The organism is Kitasatospora brasiliensis, assembly GCF_032654805.1.
Lineage (GTDB): Bacteria > Actinomycetota > Actinomycetes > Streptomycetales > Streptomycetaceae > Kitasatospora > Kitasatospora brasiliensis.
This window is the reverse complement of the sequence record NZ_JAUOOW010000004.1, coordinates 514,532-527,369: the sequence shown is the minus strand read 5'-3', so window position 1 is coordinate 527,369 and position 12,838 is coordinate 514,532. Positions and strand designations below refer to the sequence as shown.

Here is a 12,838-nt window from a genome sequence, read left to right as displayed (position 1 = left end):
CGATGCCTGGCCTTTCGCTCAGCCGCGTATGACGGTCTTGGTCCGCATCAGGAACTCGCCGAGGTAGCCGTCGTGCGGCACACCGCGGTCCATCCAGTGGGTCGGATGGCCGCCGAGGTGCACGTTGGCGACGCTCGGGTCGTCGACCAGCGCGTCGAGCAGGTCGGCGTCCCGCTCCTCGTCGCCGCTGAGGACCCCGAGGACGAGGCTGTCGCGCAGCTCGGCCGTCCCGTCGGCGCGGCTCCAGGGCGCCACCCACACGCAGGGGAAGGGCAGCTCGGCGGTGTGCCAGCCGCCCTTGAGGTCCGGCACCTCGAACACCGCCGGGCGCAGCACCGCTCCTCCGCCCGGGAGTTCCTCCACCACGCCGTCACCGCCGAGGTGGGCCACGGTGCCCCTGGCGCGCTCCAGCAGGTGCCGCTCCAACGCCCGTGCCCGGTCCGCCGGCTGGACGGGCAGCACGGACTTCTCGTCCTCGGCGGGCAGGCTCGGCAGCGCGCCGAGCCGCTCGGCGAGGGCGCGGGCCAGCGGCGCCGGGTCCCCCTCGATCAGGACCGCGGTGGTGTCCACGCACTTGACGCCGCCGTGGTGGGCGATCGAGTCGACGATCATGTCCAGGTGGGCCCGCCAGTCGGCGCCCTCGGTGACCAGGATCTTGGTCCGGCCGGGGCCCTGGACCAGCACGGTCGGGTCGGCGGCGTACTTGCGCACCACGTCGTCACCGCCGTACACCAGGGCGAGGTCGGCGCCCAGCAGCACCTCGTCGGCCGTCGCGTGGTCGGTGGGCAGCAGCGCCACGTGGTCGTCGCCGAAGCCGCTCGCGCGCAGCGCCGTCACCAGGCGGTGCGGGGTGAACGGCTCGCGCCGCGAGGGCCGGATCGCGACCCGGTAGCCGAGGGCGAGGGCCTCCAGCCACAGGGCGTGCGGGGCGGGGTGGTTGCCGGCCGCGTTCACCGCGAGGACCTCGCCACGCCGGGTCCACACCGCGGCGCCGGTGCGGGTGCGCGGGTCCCGCCAGTCGAGCACGGCGCCGCCGGGCAGCGCGCCGTACGCGCCGGCCAGCGCGCGCCGCGCGGAGTCGGCGATCTCGTCGGCGGCGGAGCGCACGGCCGGCAGCGGGATGCCGGAGACCTCGGCCACCGTCCGCTCGTAGGCGTCGTACGACAGGCCGGCCACGGTCTCCTCGCGGAAGATCCGCCCGGCCTCGGCGAGCGCGGCCAGCCGCCGCTCCGGCGGCAGCGGGGCCGCCCGGTGCAGGGCGGACAGCGCCCGGGTGACGAACAGCCGCGGGGTGAGGCTGAGTTCGGCGACCGGCGTGCCGGCGGTGTCGGTGACGGTCTCGCGCTTGCGGGCGCGGTACGGGCCGGCGGGGCCCAGCGCGTCCAGCAGGTGGAGTTCGGCCGCCGGGGCGTCGGCGATCGGGGACCGGGCCATCAGTAGACCCCCTCGATGACCTTCTCCTGGTCGAACTCGGCGACCGGCGCGATGTCCGCGACCGAGTCGCCGACCTGGCCCGGCAGCGGGCGGATCCGGGTGCCGAAGTCCCGCTCCAGGTTGTTGGGCAGGAACAGGCTCTTGCCGACGTAGTGCATGACCACCCGGCCGCGCTCGCCGTACGCGACCGGCCGGCGCTCCTCCAGGTCGATGACGTTGTACGTCATGTACGGCGAGAAGGGGTCGTAGACGCAGGGCTCGTCGTCGGTGAGGCCGGGGCGCTCGCTGACGTGGCCGAGCGTCATGGTGTTGCCGAAGCCGCTGCACAGCACGGCGTCCGGGAACAGCTCGGTGCGGTACAGGTGGCGGGTGTCCGGGTCGAGCTGGGTGCCCACCCACATGATCGCCTTCACCTTCTCGCGCACCAGGTCGACCAGTTCCTCCCGGCGGCACAGCCGCTCCAGGACCGGCGGGGTGAGCATCAGCACGCCGATGTCCTGGGAGCGCAGCGGGTGCTGGAGCTGGTCGATCAGGTGCTCGGTGTACAGGTCGGCCTCGGTCTGCTCACCCCGGGCGATGATCTTCTTCACCCAGCGCGGGTCGACGTCGACGGAGAAGGAGAGCCCGCCGCGCTCGGCCACCAGCTGCTGGAAGGAGGCGCCGACCATGTGCGGCCCGGACGGGATGGCCATCAGCCAGTTCACGTCGCGCGGCACGCCGTGCGCGTCGAGCTGGGCGTTGCTGTGCGCCAGCAGCATGTCCAGCCACTCCTGGAGCATGACCACGCGCTTGGGCGCGCCGGTGGTGCCGCCGCTGTCGAAGACGCCGACGACCTTCGGCCGGGGCCCGTAGCCGCGCGGGATCAGGTCCTCGGCGCGCACGTCGCGCAGCTCGTTGGCGAAGTTCGGGAAGAGCTTCAGGTCGTCGAAGGTGCGGACGTCGGTGCGCGGGTCGAAGTCCAGCCGGTCGGCGCGGTCCAGCCAGAACGGCGCTCCGGTCTCCTCGGAGAAGTGCCAGCGGATCGCGGCGCGGAGGAATTCGTCAGGGTCGGGCGTGACGCCGTAGGGAAGTTCGAGGATCGGGTCTGCGGTGGACAACTTCGGGCCCCCTTCAGGGAATGCGGAAACGGATCAGGCGGCCTGGGGCGGGGCGCCGAGCGCCACCTCGTCGAGGAGTTCCTCGGCCCAGTCCCGTGAATAGGAAAGGAAGTGCGGGAATCCGCCCTCGTAGGGGCTTCCCGTCCACCGGAAGACGGCTCCCGGGTTGTGCACGTCCGTTCCGGCGGCGGTGAACAGGTGCGGGCTGCCCTGCACCCTCGGTCCGCGGGCCACCGCGAGGTCGCGGTGGATCGCCGCGCGCGCGGTGCCGCGCTCCAGGGCCTCGCCCAGCGCCGCCTCGTCGACCAGCGGGCACTCGGCGGCGACGGCGAGGATCTCCGAGGTGACGCTGATGCACCGTCCGCCGCCGTAGAAGGCCTGCCGCAGCGCGGTGTCCAGCTGGTCGCTCGCGGGCAGCCCGCCGACCGCCGCCGCCTTCGCCGCCTGCACCGCCTCCATGGCCGGCAGGGTGGTGACCGGGTAGCGCCAGTCCGGCCCCGGCCACATCCGCCAGCCCAGCTCGGGCATCATCGCGCCGATCGCCACCGTCTCGGCGTCGATGATCGGCTTGGGCGTGGGCTCGGAGTTGAACAGCTCCAGCGGGAAGGCCCGGTGGTCGACCATGACCTGCGAGCCCCGCTCCCAGGCGACGGCGTGCAGGGTGTGCAAGGCCAGCGTCGCCCAGGGGCAGCCGATGTCCGACCAGACGGTCACGACGACCGGGTCGGACGAGTACAGGGTTTCCAGATCGGCCTGCTGGGTCATGGCGGCGAACCTCCGGGCTGCACGTACGGAACGGATTGGCCGAATTCTGGCCACCGCCGGGTGATCGTCCGCAGGGCGAGCGGAGGACTTTGTCACGCAGCCCGCACTTCGTCAGACGGATTTCCGCTACCTGACGAAGTGGACCGCCGCCGATCGACAGCCCTTCGGACCGTCCCGGAACATGACTCAAACTCGCACGAAAGGGATTTCACATGTCCGTGCTGGACGCTGAACGCACCGTGGATACCGCGGCCCCGCCCCGAATGACCCCGCATCAGCGGGCCGTGCTCGTCCTGCTGCTCAGCTCCACCTTCCTGCTGGCGGCGGACCTCCCCCTGCTCAACGTCGCCATCCCGGTGATCGGCGAGGGCCTCGGCTTCTCGGTCGGGAACCTGCACTGGATCACCACCGCGTTCGCGCTCACCTCCGCCGGCTTCACCCTGCTGTTCGGACGGATGGCCGACCTCTACGGGCGACGCCTGCTGTTCACGGCCGGCATCGGGCTGCTGGTCGTCTCGTCCGTGCTGGGCGCGGTCGCGCAGAGCCCGTCGGTGCTGATCGCCGCCCGGGTCCTCCAGGGCGTCGCCACCGCGATGGCCACCCCGTCGGCGCTCGCGCTGCTCACCACGTCCTTCCCGGACGGCCCGCTGCGGGCCAAGGCGCTGGGCGTCAACGGCACCATGATCTCGCTCGGCTTCACCGTCGGCGCGGTGGCCGGCGGGCTGCTCACCGGGCTGCTCAGCTGGCGCTGGTCGTTCCTGCTCAACGTGCCGGTCGGGGCCGCCATCGTGGCCTTCTCGCCGACGCTCCTGAAGGAGAGCCGCTCCGCGGACCGCCCCCGGATGGACGCCCCCGGCGCCGTCACGGTGAGCGCGGGCCTGGTCGCGCTGGTCTACGGCGTCTCCCGCAGCCCCGACATGGGCTGGGACAACCCGCTGGTGCTCGGCTGCGTCCTGGTCGGCGCCGCGCTGCTCGTCGCCTTCTACCGCATCGAGCTGCGCACCGAGACGCCCCTCGCGCCGGTCGGCATCCTGCGCCGTCCGACCGTCCGCTGGGGCAACTTCGGCGGCCTGGCCCTGATCACCATGCAGACCGGCGGGATCTTCCTGGTCACCCTGTACCTCCAGGAGGTCCACGGCTACTCGGCGCTCGCCACCGGGATCGCCTTCTCGGCGCTGGGCGTCTCCGCGTTCCTGGGCGGCGCCTTCGCCCCCCGCGTCCTCGGCCGGTTCGGCAACCGGACCACCCTGGTGGCCGGCCTGGTGTTCCAACTCGTCGGCCCGCTGGGCGTATTCCTGGTCACCGGCAGCGGCGGCGGGATCGCCCTCGTGCTGGCCGCGCTGACGGTGGGCGCCTTCGGCCACGTCATGGGCGTGGTGGCGTACATGGTCACCGCGACCACCGGTCTGCCGAACGCCGAGCAGGGTCTGGCCACCGGTCTGGCCACGATGACCCAGCAGGTGGCGCTCGCCATGGGCACCCCGGTGCTCAGCGCCGTCGCCAGCAGCCGGATCCACGCGCTGGCGGGCGCCGGCTCGCACGCCGACGCCGTGCTGTCCGGCGTCCGGCTCTCCTTGGGTGTGGACTCGCTCGTCGTGCTCGCGTCCGCCGTCCTGCTCTGGATCTGCCTCGGCCGCGCCCTGCGCCGCCCCCACTGACCGTCCCCCTCCCGATGAATCCCCCTTCCCACCAGGAGAGTTCTGTCATGAGCATGCAATCCACCGCCCCCGCCGCTGCCGCCGGCACCATCACCCTCGGCGGCGAGCTCACCATCAACCGCATGGGGTACGGCGCGATGCAGCTGGCCGGCCCCGGCGTCTACGGCCCGCCGAAGGACCGCGAGAGCGCCCTCGCGGTACTGCGCCGGGCGCGCGAGCTCGGGGTCAATCACATCGACACCAGCGACTACTACGGTCCGCACGTGGTCAACGAGCTCATCCGCGAGGCCCTGCACCCGTACGACGACGACCTGGTGATCGTCACCAAGATCGGTGCCAAGCGCACCCCGGACATGGAGTGGCCGGCCGCCCTGTCCCCCGCGGAGCTGCGCGAGGCGGTCCACTCCAATCTGCGCAACCTCGGCCGTGACCACCTGGACGTCGTCAACCTGCGGATCGTCGCCGAAGCCGGCGGCATCGGCCCGGACGAGTCGATCGCCGAGCCGTTCGGCGCCCTCGCCGAGCTGCGGGAGCAGGGCCTGGTGCGGCACCTGGGCGTCAGCAACGTCACCCCGGCGCAGTTCGCCGAGGCCCGTTCGATCGCCCCCGTGGTGTGCGTGCAGAACGAGTACAACGTGGTGCGCCGGGACGACGAGGCCACCCTGCGGGCCTGCGAGGAGGCCGGCATCGCGTACATGTCCTTCTTCCCGCTGGGCACCTACACCCTGCTGGGCGCCGAGAAGACGCCGGGCAAGGACGCCAAGGTCCCGCTGAACGTGCCGCTGGACGCGAAGCCCGTCGATGTGGTGGCCGAGCGGCACGGCGTCACCGCCTACCAGGTGGCCCTGGCCTGGCTGCTGCACCGCTCCCCCAACCTGGTGTGCATCCCGGGCACCTCGTCGGTCGGGCACCTGGAGGAGAACGTCGCCGCGGCCGCGCTGCGGCTGACCGAGGAGGACCTGACGGAGCTGGAGGCCATGCGGGCCTCCTGACGACCGCCCACGGCGAAGGGCCCGGACACCTCCTCGGTGTCCGGGCCCTTCGCCGTGGCGCCGTACCTCAGTCGCGGACCGGGGCGGGGCGCTCGTCGATCTCCAGGACCGCACTGGTCCAGTTGAAGCCGAGCCCGATGCCGCACAGCAGCACCCGCTGGCCGGCCTCCAGCCGGCCCGCGCGGATCAGGTGCTCCAGGCCGCCGAACTGGTCGGTGGCGCCGACGTGGCCGGTCTCCCGGACCCAGTCGGCCGGCGTCCTGGCGGCGTCCAGCCCCAGCGGGGTGAGCACCTCCTGGCGCAGCATCGTCTTGCCGAAGTTCGGGAAGACCAGGTGGTCGATGTCCTCGGGCCGGGTCCCGGCCTCCTCGGCGGCCCGCCCGACGGAGCGGATCAGGGCCTCGTTCATCCGCTTGAAGACCTCGGAGATCCGGCCGCCGTGCTCCTCGTCGGCGAAGGCCTGCATCCGGTCGATGAGGTTGATCGGGTAGGCCTTGGTGTCCTCGTAGTCGGGGAACGCCATGAACGACAGCCCGGCGCGCTGGGCGCGCTCCAGCTCGGGCCGGCTCTCGGTGACGACGGAGGCGACGCGGGCGAAGCCGCCGGTGCGGGAGAGCACCGCGGCGCTCGCGCCGTCGCCGAACACCAGGCCCGGGTAGGTGCGCCAGCGGTTCCACGTCGGCATCACGAAGCGGTCCGAGGCGGTGATCATCGCGGCCCGCCGCTCGGGGCGCGCGGCGAGGAAGGCCGCGGCCAGCTCGATCGCCGCCATGGCGCCGTTGGACTGCTGCTTGATCTCGAAGGACAGCCCGTTGCCGTCCAGCACCTGATGCTGAAGGTAGGAGGCGACGTTCCAGCCGTCCAGGCCGCAGAACGCGCCCGTGGCGTGCAGCAGCAGCCCGAACTCGCCGGTGTCCAGGCCGGATCGGCGCAGCGCCTGCTTCCCCGCCCGCACCGCCATCTCCGGCTGGGTGTCGTCGTCGCCGGCCACCGCGGCGGCGGTCTGGCCGGAGCGCCGCCGGGTGGCTTCGTCGTACCAGCCGGCCTCGATCGCCTCCTCGACGGCCATCGGCTTGGGGTACCAGGCCCCCACGCCCGTGATGTACAGGTTGTCGTGACGCATGGTGGATGTGCTCCTCTCGCAGGGCGGGGTCGGGGACGGGGTCAGACCGTGCGCTCGATCACCGGGACCGGGCCGGGGCCGCGGCCGGTGCCGACCTCGCCGCCGTGCAGCCACTGGACCTTCCGGTACAGGTCCTCGTCGGACAGCGAGCGCAGCATGGCGTTGCGGGCCTCGGCGGCCTCGCCCGCCGGGTGGTACAGCCGGCGCCCCATCTCGCGGGCCAACAGCTGGATGGCGGCGGTGCGTTCGCGGCGCTCGGCGTTGAACTTCTCGAAGCGCTGGGTGAAGTCGGCCGGCTCGTCGCCGATCAGCTCGCCGAGCACCACGGCGTCCTCGACGGCCTGGCAGGCGCCCTGGGCGGCGTACTGGAGCATCGGGTGGGCGGCGTCGCCGACCAGGACGACCCGGCCCTCGGCCCAGCGCTCCACCGGGTCGCGGTCGCACAGCACCCAGGACTTCCAGTCCCGGCCCAGCTCCAGCAGCCGCCGGGCGGTCTCGCCCAGGCCCGGGAACTCGTTCAGCACGTGGTCGCGCTCCACCGGCAGGCCGAGCACCGCCTCGGTGGCGCCGTCGTCGCGGGTGGCGGCCAGGTTGAGGAACTCCCCGCCGCCGATCGGGTAGTGGACGAAGTGCCACTTGGGCCCGGCCCACAGCGTCACGGTGTTCCAGCGCAGCTCCTCGGGGACCTCCGACATGGGGATCACCGAGCGGTAGATGGTGTGCCCGGACACCTTGGGGTAGCCGTCGCCCACGAGCTGCTTGCGGACGAAGGAGTTGATGCCGTCGGCGCCGACCAGCGCGTCGGCGTGGACCCGCTCGCCGTTGGCCAGCTGGACAGTCACCCCGTCGGGGTCCTGCCGGTAGCTCTCCACCGAGCAGTCGACGCGCAGTTCCACCGAGGGCTCGGCGCGGCAGGCGGCCAGCAGCGGCTCGTACAGGTCGATGCGGTGCACCACGGCGTACGGGTTGCCGAAGCGGGCCCGGTAGGCGCCGGTGAGCGGCATCGAGACGACCTTCTCGTCGGTCGTGCCGTCCATGAAGCGGAGCTCGTCGATGTGCACCGCGCGGGACCGGACCGCGTCGCCGACGGCCAGCCGGTCCAGCGCCTGGAACGCGTTCGGCCCGAGCTGGATGCCGGCGCCGATCTCGGTGAAGCAGTCCCGGCGTTCGAGCACCACCACGTCGTGCCCGCGCCGGGCCAGGCTCAGCGCGGTCGCCAGACCGCCGATTCCGCCGCCGGCTATCGCAATCTTCGGCATTTTCCGAGTCCCTTTCCTGTCGTCGGAGATAGCACACATGTTTCGCCGGGGCGGGCCGGTCGGCAATGAACGGAGCCTGACTTCGTCAGCTGGCCGAAAGGCGGACCGGAAGCGGGTTGGAAGCGGGTTGGAAATCGGACCGAAAAGCGTTCCGGAAATGCGGAAAGCCCCCGGGGAACCGGGGGCGGGAAAGAAAACGGAGTGGCTCCGGCCGGACGAGCCAGGGGGAGCTCGCCGGGGCCGGAGCCGCTCGTCGCGGCCCGCGGGCCGACGGCCGGGACGGGGCCTCGGCGCGGGGCCTCGGCGCGGGGCCTCAGCGCGAGGCCGAGGTCACGCCCATCTCGCGGACGTCGAGCCGGGTGCCCTGGCCCCACAGGCGGTTCTGCGGGAGGCTCGCCGGGTCGGCCGCCGCGGCGCCGAACGGGTGCCGCTCGGTGCCGAAGGTCCGGGCGGACATCGTCACGTCGATGGTGAGCACCCGGCCGGGCTCGGCGTCGAAGCCGAGGATGCCCGCCTTCGAGGTGTGCCGGGCCAGCGCGAAGAACTTCAAGTGGTCGGCACCTCCGCCGCCGCCCTCGCTCTCCCGGCCGGTGGTGAAGACGAAGGCCGGCTCACCGGTGCGCGGGTTCGTGCCGGTGGGCACCACCCGCAGTCCGGCCTCGGTGGTGGTGACGACGCCGTCGCCGTCCGGCAGCGCGTCGCCGCACGGGGTGAGGGTCCACCGGGACCCGTCCCCGCGGTGGTCGAACCCGTCGCGGAAGTCGTCCCAGACGACCCGGCCGCCGTCGACGGCGGCCGGGTCACTGTGCGTCTGCGCACGCGGCACGACGGCCTCAGGCCGCCGAGAATCCGCGCTTGAGGGCGCCGGCGATCTCCACCGCGCGACGGGTCTGGTGCTCGATCGCGGCGTAGGTGGCCTCGTCCACACCGGCGTTGTCGTACGAGACGTGGCCGACGCCGTACGGGTTGCCGGTCTTGATGTGGAACTGGACGCCATCGGTGTAACCGGGCGGAGCGATGATCGCGCCCCAGTGGTAGAAGGTGTTGTTCAGCGCGAGCAGCGTGCTCTCCTGGCCACCGTGGGTCTGCGAGGTGGAGGTGAACGAGGTGACGACCTTGTTCGCCAGCTTGCCCTGGGCCCACAGGCCGCCGGCGGTGTCGATGAACTGCTTGAGCTGCGCGGCCGGCAGACCGAAGCGGGTCGGGGTGCCGAAGAGGATGACGTCGGCCCAGTCCAGGTCGTCCAGCGAGGCGACCTCGCTGCCCTTGGTCGCCTCGTGGTGCGCGGCCCACGCCGGGTTGGAGTCGATGGCGGCCTGCGGCGCCAGCTCGGCCACCTGACGCAGACGCACCTCGGCGTCGGCCTTCTTCGCCGCCTCGGCGGCGGCCACCGCGAGGTTGTGCACGTGGCCGGTGGAGGAGTAATAGATGACGGCGACGTTCGTCATTCGAGCGTCCCTTCCTGGTTTTGATCCGGTGACTGCGGAAGAGGTTTCCGCAGCCACCGGAAAGGCGGCAATCGCGGCCGGGTCACTTCGTCAGATGGGACGCGACTTCGTCAGCTGCGGGACCGGAAAACGGGGCGGATCCCGGGGGCACGGCGGTCAGGAGACGCGGAAACGAACTGGCCCGACGGCTACACCGGACACCGGAAACGCACGACGTGCGATCACGACTTCCCCCGGAGGTGTGGATTCCGTGTAGGGCGGATCCAAGGGGCACCCGGGGAGGGTCGGTCGATTACTCGTAGGAGTTTGTCAGATCGCGGCCCGCCTCCACGGCCCCGCACACCGCGCCGCCCGAGGGCTCCGACGGGATGGCGCGGCCGGCCCGCAGACACACCCCCGGCGCGGTCAGCGACAGCAAGGCGACGGCGATGCTCTCCATCACCTCCGGGCTGGAGCGGGGGAGGTGGGCGAGCAGGGTGCTGCCGACCGTCCCGCTCGGGCCGTCGCCCGCCGGGGGCTCGGCGACATCGTGATGGGTGTGGGCGAAGGACGTTCGAGGCTGCACGGTCCACTCCTTCCGTCGGGATCCGTCGACGGTAGGCACCGCGCGGCCGGGTCGCGGTGGAGCGGGCCCGGTCTGTGTCAGGTCCCCCGGACTCCGTCACCGGCCCGCGCCACCACCGGACCGAACTGACACAGTGGCCGGGATCCCGTTGGCACCGCGCCCGCCCGGTGGAGAGCCTGTTCCGGCAGCGAGAACGACCGTTCCGGGAACGACCGTTCTCAGGCCCGGCCGAGCACCCGTTCGACGGTGATCTCCAGGACCACCCGGTCCGGGTTGACCCGCGGCTCGCGGTAGCGCTCGGCGTAGCGCCGCTCCGCCTCGGCGACCTGCTCGGGCTCGTCGCGGACCACGGCGACGCCCTCCAGGGTGGACCAGCGCGCCCCGTCCACCTGGCAGACCGCGACCCGCAGGCCCTCGGGCCCGGCCGCGGCGACGTTGCAGGCCTTGCGGCTGGTGCGGCTGGTGATCACCCGGGCGGTGCCCGTCTCCGGCTGGTACGTCACGCCCACCGGCACCACGTGCGGGGTGCCGTCCGGACGGATGGTGGTCAGCGTGGAGATGTGCCGCTCCCGCCAGAAGGCGAGGAAGGCGTCGTCGAGCTCGCGCGGGTCAAGGGCCATGGTCGCGATCGTACGGCCCCCGGGGAACGGGCGTTCCCCGGGGGCCGTCCGCACGGCGTCAGTGCCCGCGCGCGATCCACTCCGGCAGGGCCGGGGCCTCGGCGCCGATGGTGGTCGGGTCGCCATGGCCGGTGCGCACCACGGTCTCGGCCGGGAGCGTCAGCAGCCGCTCGCGGATCGAGTCGATGATGGTCGGGAAGTGCGAGAACGACCGGCCGGTGGCACCCGGGCCGCCGTGGAACAGGGTGTCGCCGGTGAAGACGGTGCCCAGCTCCGGCGCGTACAAGCAGACCGCGCCCGGCGCGTGGCCCGGGGTGTGCAGCACGGTCAGCTCGGTGCCGGCCACCTCGATCCGCTGCCCGTCGGCCAGTTCGCCGTCCGGGAGGCGCTCGGGGTGGGTGAGCTTCCACAGCGGCAGGTCGTCCGGGTGCAGCAGGATCGGCGCACCGGTGCGGGCGGCGAGGGCCGGGGCCGCGTCGATGTGGTCGTTGTGCGCGTGGGTGGAGACGATCGCCAGCAGCCGGCGCCCGCCGAGCGCGGCCTCGATGGCCTCGGCGTCGTGCGCGGCGTCGATCACCACCGCCTCCTCGTCGTTCCCGACGATCCAGACGTTGTTCTCCACCTCCCAGCTGCCGCCGTCGAGGTCGAAGGTCCCGGCCGTCACCAGCCGGTCGACGCGCGCGGTCACAGGACCACCACCGAGCGCAGCACGTCGCCGTGGTGCATCCGCTCGAAGGCCTGCTCCACCTTGTCCAGCTCGATGGTCTCGGTGACGAAGGCGCCGAGGTCCAGGCGGCCCTGGCGGTAGAGGTCGATCAGCATCGGGAAGTCCCGCGAGGGCAGGCAGTCGCCGTACCAGGAGGACTTCAGCGCGCCGCCGCGGCCGAAGACGTCGAGCAGCGGCAGCTCCAGCGTCATCTCCGGGGTGGGCACGCCGACCAGGACGACGGTGCCGGCCAGGTCGCGGGCGTAGAAGGCCTGCTTGTAGGTCTCCGGGCGGCCGACCGCCTCGACCACCACGTCCGCGCCGTTGCCGTCGGTCAGCTCGCGGATCGCCTCGACCGGGTCGGTGGTGCGGGAGTTGACGGTGTGGGTGGCGCCCAGCTTGCGGGCGGTCTCCAGCTTGCGGTCGTCGATGTCCACCGCGATGATCTTCGACGCGCCGGCCAGCCGGGAGCCCATCACGGCCGCGCCGCCGACGCCGCCGCAGCCGATCACCGCGACCGAGTCGCCCCGGCCCACGTTGCCGGTGTTGATCGCGGCGCCGAGGCCCGCCATCACGCCGCAGCCCAGCAGGCCCGCGACGGCCGGCTCGGCGGCCGGGTCCACCTTGGTGCACTGGCCGGCCGCGACCAGGGTCTTCTCGGCGAACGCGCCGATGCCCAGCGCCGGGGACAGCTCGGTGCCGTCCAGCAGCGTCATCTTCTGCTTGGCGTTGTGGGTGTCGAAGCAGTACTGCGGGCGGCCCCGCTTGCACGCGCGGCACTGCCCGCACACCGCACGCCAGTTGAGGACCACGAAGTCACCGGGCTCGACCTCGGTGACGCCCTCGCCGACCGACTCCACGACGCCCGCGGCCTCGTGGCCGAGCAGGAACGGGAACTCGTCGTTGATGCCGCCCTCCCGGTAGTGGAGGTCGGTGTGGCAGACGCCGCACGCCTGGATCCGGACCACCGCCTCGCCCGGGCCAGGGTCCGGCACCACGATCGTGGTCACCTCCACGGGCGCGCCCTTGGCGCGCGCGATCACTGCCTTGACCTGCTGGGGCATCCGATTCCACCTCCGTCGGCCGGTGCGGCTCTGCACCGGCGTGACCTGCGACAAACGACTGCAAGACTGCCCACGAAGCGTAGCGCCCACCCCCGCGGCCACCGGCG

General features: G+C 72.7%; 13 protein-coding genes. 2 read left to right on the top strand and 11 right to left on the bottom strand.

Features of this window, described 5'->3' with window-relative positions; genetic code table 11:
* Positions 1-18: 18 nt before the first annotated feature.
* From QWJ13_RS18525 to QWJ13_RS18515, 3 genes are read right to left on the bottom strand one after another with little or no spacing between them, the layout of a single operon-like run.
* Entirely contained in the window at positions 19-1,434 is a 1,416-nt protein-coding gene (locus tag QWJ13_RS18525) for an aldehyde dehydrogenase family protein (RefSeq protein ID WP_316525723.1), read from the bottom strand.
* On the bottom strand, positions 1,434-2,531 hold the full coding sequence (locus QWJ13_RS18520; RefSeq protein ID WP_316525722.1) for a phenazine antibiotic biosynthesis protein: 1,098 nt from the start codon (positions 2,529-2,531) through the stop codon (positions 1,434-1,436). Before QWJ13_RS18520 ends, QWJ13_RS18525 begins: the two co-directional genes overlap by 1 nt.
* 33 nt (positions 2,532-2,564) lie before the next feature.
* Entirely contained in the window at positions 2,565-3,296 is a 732-nt protein-coding gene (locus QWJ13_RS18515; RefSeq protein WP_316525719.1) for a DsbA family oxidoreductase, read from the bottom strand.
* Between the two features lie 263 nt (positions 3,297-3,559).
* Here QWJ13_RS18515 and QWJ13_RS18510 point away from each other — a divergent pair, with 263 nt between their 5' ends.
* Positions 3,560-4,954, top strand: coding sequence for an MFS transporter (locus QWJ13_RS18510; protein ID WP_316525717.1), 1,395 nt, complete (start codon positions 3,560-3,562; stop codon positions 4,952-4,954).
* A gap of 53 nt (positions 4,955-5,007) precedes the next feature.
* Positions 5,008-5,946, top strand: a complete 939-nt coding sequence (locus QWJ13_RS18505; RefSeq protein ID WP_316526021.1) for an oxidoreductase — start codon at positions 5,008-5,010, stop codon at positions 5,944-5,946.
* Between the two features lie 67 nt (positions 5,947-6,013).
* On the opposite strand, the gene QWJ13_RS18500 is transcribed toward QWJ13_RS18505, so the two are convergent.
* From QWJ13_RS18500 to QWJ13_RS18465, 8 genes are all read right to left on the bottom strand, one after another.
* Positions 6,014-7,069: a ketoacyl-ACP synthase III family protein gene (locus QWJ13_RS18500; RefSeq protein WP_316525716.1), complete on the bottom strand. Its 1,056-nt coding sequence runs from the start codon at positions 7,067-7,069 to the stop codon at positions 6,014-6,016.
* A 41-nt stretch (positions 7,070-7,110) separates the two neighbouring features.
* A complete protein-coding gene (locus tag QWJ13_RS18495) occupies positions 7,111-8,328 on the bottom strand; it encodes a 3-hydroxybenzoate 6-monooxygenase (RefSeq protein ID WP_316525715.1) in 1,218 nt (405 codons plus the stop codon).
* A 313-nt stretch (positions 8,329-8,641) separates the two neighbouring features.
* A complete protein-coding gene (locus QWJ13_RS18490; RefSeq protein WP_316525714.1) occupies positions 8,642-9,154 on the bottom strand; it encodes a DUF6081 family protein in 513 nt (170 codons plus the stop codon).
* Between the two features lie 7 nt (positions 9,155-9,161).
* Entirely contained in the window at positions 9,162-9,776 is a 615-nt protein-coding gene (gene wrbA, locus QWJ13_RS18485) for an NAD(P)H:quinone oxidoreductase (protein ID WP_316525713.1), read from the bottom strand.
* Positions 9,777-10,068: 292 nt separating this feature from the next.
* Positions 10,069-10,341, bottom strand: coding sequence for a hypothetical protein (locus tag QWJ13_RS18480; protein ID WP_316525712.1), 273 nt, complete (start codon positions 10,339-10,341; stop codon positions 10,069-10,071).
* A 218-nt stretch (positions 10,342-10,559) separates the two neighbouring features.
* Positions 10,560-10,961, bottom strand: a complete 402-nt coding sequence (locus QWJ13_RS18475; RefSeq protein ID WP_316525711.1) for a pyridoxamine 5'-phosphate oxidase family protein — start codon at positions 10,959-10,961, stop codon at positions 10,560-10,562.
* Positions 10,962-11,019: 58 nt separating this feature from the next.
* Complete coding sequence (locus QWJ13_RS18470) at positions 11,020-11,649, bottom strand: MBL fold metallo-hydrolase (RefSeq protein ID WP_316525710.1); 630 nt, start codon at positions 11,647-11,649, stop codon at positions 11,020-11,022.
* Positions 11,646-12,731 carry an S-(hydroxymethyl)mycothiol dehydrogenase gene (locus QWJ13_RS18465; protein ID WP_316525708.1) on the bottom strand — a complete coding sequence of 362 codons (1,086 nt, stop codon included), beginning with the start codon at positions 12,729-12,731 and terminating at the stop codon, positions 11,646-11,648. Before QWJ13_RS18465 ends, QWJ13_RS18470 begins: the two co-directional genes overlap by 4 nt.
* Between the last annotated feature and the right edge of the window lie 107 nt (positions 12,732-12,838).

Bases quoted from the DNA above. Each gene is read 5' to 3' on its own strand.
- QWJ13_RS18500 (WP_316525716.1), bottom strand. From the start codon at position 7,069: ATGCGTCACGACAACCTGTACATCACGGGCGTGGGGGCCTGGTACCCC.
- QWJ13_RS18515 (WP_316525719.1), bottom strand. From the start codon at position 3,296: ATGACCCAGCAGGCCGATCTGGAAACCCTGTACTCGTCCGACCCGGTC.
- QWJ13_RS18465 (WP_316525708.1), bottom strand. From the start codon at position 12,731: ATGCCCCAGCAGGTCAAGGCAGTGATCGCGCGCGCCAAGGGCGCGCCC.
- QWJ13_RS18475 (WP_316525711.1), bottom strand. From the start codon at position 10,961: ATGGCCCTTGACCCGCGCGAGCTCGACGACGCCTTCCTCGCCTTCTGG.
- QWJ13_RS18505 (WP_316526021.1), top strand. From the start codon at position 5,008: ATGCAATCCACCGCCCCCGCCGCTGCCGCCGGCACCATCACCCTCGGC.
- QWJ13_RS18495 (WP_316525715.1), bottom strand. From the start codon at position 8,328: ATGCCGAAGATTGCGATAGCCGGCGGCGGAATCGGCGGTCTGGCGACC.
- QWJ13_RS18525 (WP_316525723.1), bottom strand. From the start codon at position 1,434: ATGGCCCGGTCCCCGATCGCCGACGCCCCGGCGGCCGAACTCCACCTG.
- wrbA (WP_316525713.1), bottom strand. From the start codon at position 9,776: ATGACGAACGTCGCCGTCATCTATTACTCCTCCACCGGCCACGTGCAC.
- QWJ13_RS18510 (WP_316525717.1), top strand. From the start codon at position 3,560: ATGACCCCGCATCAGCGGGCCGTGCTCGTCCTGCTGCTCAGCTCCACC.